The 2,552-nt window shown below is 61.7% G+C and carries 4 protein-coding genes; all 4 read right to left on the bottom strand.

The window, feature by feature from the left end; translation table 11 throughout:
- On the bottom strand, window positions 1-620 hold a 620-nt coding region (locus tag AC5JJ6_RS08715), incomplete at its 3' end, for an endonuclease III domain-containing protein (protein ID WP_496041657.1).
- 72 nt (window positions 621-692) lie between these two features.
- A complete protein-coding gene (locus AC5JJ6_RS08710; RefSeq protein ID WP_496041656.1) occupies window positions 693-1,181 on the bottom strand; it encodes a hypothetical protein in 489 nt (162 codons plus the stop codon).
- Between the two features lie 89 nt (window positions 1,182-1,270).
- Window positions 1,271-1,600, bottom strand: coding sequence for an STAS-like domain-containing protein (locus AC5JJ6_RS08705; RefSeq protein WP_496041655.1), 330 nt, complete (start codon window positions 1,598-1,600; stop codon window positions 1,271-1,273).
- 123 nt (window positions 1,601-1,723) lie between these two features.
- Window positions 1,724-1,918, bottom strand: a complete 195-nt coding sequence (locus tag AC5JJ6_RS08700) for a hypothetical protein (protein WP_496041654.1) — start codon at window positions 1,916-1,918, stop codon at window positions 1,724-1,726.
- Window positions 1,919-2,552 lie beyond the last annotated feature (634 nt).

The following is a 2,552-nucleotide window of genomic DNA, read 5'->3' as shown; positions in this document are numbered from 1 at the left end:
TGGCCGTGCAGCATCATGACTTCGTGGTTGTCATAGATCCGCTGGGCATCCCAGTCCGCCGGCAACTGCGCCGAGAGCACGGCATGCGACGGGCCGACCGCCAGGGTCGGCGGGATCATGCCGGTCCTGACGGCGACCCGGTGGTGGTGGCTGTCCACCGGCAGGGCCGGCCGGCGCAGCGTGCTGAAGCTGAGGACGGCGGCGCTGGTCTTCGGACCCACGCCGGACAGCGTTTCCAGCCACGCCCGCGCTTCCGTCACCTCCAGGTCGGCGAGGAAGCCGAGCGAAAGCTCGCCGCCCCGGCGCTCCGTGATGCCGCGCAGGATCTGCTGGATTCGCGGCGCCTTCTGTTCCGGCCACGTGACGCCGGCAATGGTCTGCTGGATATCGGCGGTCGGCGCGTCGCGGACGGCCGCCCAGTCCGGATAGGCCGCCCGGAGCGCCTTGAACGCCCGTCCCGAATCGGCGTTGCGGGTCCGGTGCGACAGCAGCGACGAGACCAGTTCGCTCAAGGGGTCGAGACTGTGGAAATACGCCACCGGACATTGGTAGGCGACGCAGAGCCTGTGGTGTATCTCCAGCACCTTCTCGATCAGGGCCGTCTCGGAAAGCTGGGCCATCGGCATCCCTCATACTTAAGCAATACCAAGTAGAACGAACGCTTCCCCAGAAAAGCCCGCCAGGAAGGCCCGTCAGAAGAGCCCGTGCAGCAGGCTTCGGCGGGACCGGCGGATCGCTACGATCAGGCCGGCGGCCCGCCGCTGGATATCCTGGCAGCGCGCGGGATCGGCTGCACGGTCCGCCTCGGGGAAATCGCCGCCGGTGACGGCCTCGAACAGGGCGATCAGGTCGTCCCCGGCGTCGAACCGGAACAGCCAGCTTTCCCTGTCCAGCAGGTCCAGCCACATCTCGATCCGGCGCTGCAAGCCGTAGAGCGTGGAACGCAGGCGGATGCCTTCCACCCCCAGATCGGCGGCGGGCATCGACCAGACGAGCACGCCGATATCGGCATAGCGGTCGATGTCGCGGCACAGATCGTCGATCCGAGCCGTCAGGTCGCCGCTTCGCAGGCCGATCCGGCTGAGCACCGTGTTGGTCAACGCCATGAGCAGCGCGCCACCCAGTGCGCCACCGACAAGACTGGTCAGCACACTGCCCAGGAACGCCTTGTCCTCCCACATGAAATCGATCCCGAGCGGCTGTTCATGATTTGTTCACTGTAACGTGGAAACCTTCCCGAGCCAAGGGGCGGGATGCGAAATAAAGGATTTTATTCCGTAGTGGAAACGACCGGATCGGACCGCAGGATATAGCCGCGGACTGCTTCGGCGGTATAGCGGTAGTCGCCCTTGGCGTCGATCTCCAAGCGGTCCGACAAGTCTTCGCGGGTGAAGCCCAGGTCCTGAAGGGCGCCGAAGGCTTCCTCCAGCCATGCCATGGAGTACGAGGGGCCGGTTATGTCGACGACGACCCGCCCGCCCCGCCGCAAGGCGGGGACGAGCAGGTCGTCCCGGAAAGCTTCGGCGCTGTGCGCGCCGCTGTCGCGGCGGCGGCCGCCGGTCACCTGCGAGAAGTCCTTGCCGATGTCGATCCTGATCATCGCGTCCTCCGGCCCTGCCTCTCGAGCCCTGTCCTGCCGACGGAGGTTAGCGAAAATTGCCGGAACCGGCGAGCTATCAATGGGGACCCGCCAAAGTGAGCGGAAACGCCCGACCGGAACGGCTCAGGAGGCCGACAGGCCGCAGCTCCACTTGCGGACACGGTATTTGGGATGGGCTTCCGCCCACTGCACGGCCTGGCGCTGCCCTTCGAACAGGCAGGCGTGCATGCTCGTCTGGGCCGATTCGAAGGGAGGCCACTCCTTGTGACATTCGGTCGGGTTCGAGGCAAGGCAGACCAGCAGAACGAGTTCGATCATCATTGACTCCTGGATGCGTCCAGCGGTGGGATCATCAGAGAACAAGTCTTAACGAACTGGTAACCAGCGAGAGGTTTCCCAGTGCCCCGCCCCATACTGTGATATTTAAGTGCCTTACTAAAGTTAGGGATGTTCTGACCTTTTGCCAGACTTTGACAAGTCCATGGCAATAGGCAGGCGAGTCCTTCCAACATTTTTGCTGCATGTGCGAAGTAAAAAATCTGCGAATTTCTTAAAACTTAGTTTCTTCCGCCCTTTTAGTTCGATCAAATGCGCCGACAACCCATCGAAAGAAATGCTCCACTTCCCTCATATACACGCCGGATCAACCCTTTAGGGTCAATTCCCCAGTGCCTTCTAAAGTCTTATTGTAGAGCCTCGGAAGAGCAGGTAGGCTGATCTTCTAAAAAATTCGCCCATAAGCCAGGAGGCGGAAAACGGTCGGCCATTCAAAGAAGTCGATCGAGAAAATTAATGTGAGTGTTGTACGGCAGACAACAAACCTGGGAGGAGACGATATATGCGCCGGATGAAAATCCTGCTTGCGACTGTTGCGTTCATTGCGACAGCCGGCTCGGCCTATGCCAACGACGAAGTGATGAAGCTGCAGAAGGACCCGAACAACTGGGCCATG

Source organism: Skermanella sp. (assembly GCF_059503625.1).
Note: the sequence above shows the minus strand (reverse complement) of the source record. Positions and strands in the feature narration are given on the sequence as shown.

Excerpts from the sequence above, each read along its gene's own strand:
- AC5JJ6_RS08710 (WP_496041656.1), bottom strand. The coding sequence starts at position 1,181 with ATGTGGGAGGACAAGGCGTTCCTGGGCAGTGTGCTGACCAGTCTTGTC.
- AC5JJ6_RS08700 (WP_496041654.1), bottom strand. The coding sequence starts at position 1,918 with ATGATCGAACTCGTTCTGCTGGTCTGCCTTGCCTCGAACCCGACCGAA.
- AC5JJ6_RS08705 (WP_496041655.1), bottom strand. The coding sequence starts at position 1,600 with ATGATCAGGATCGACATCGGCAAGGACTTCTCGCAGGTGACCGGCGGC.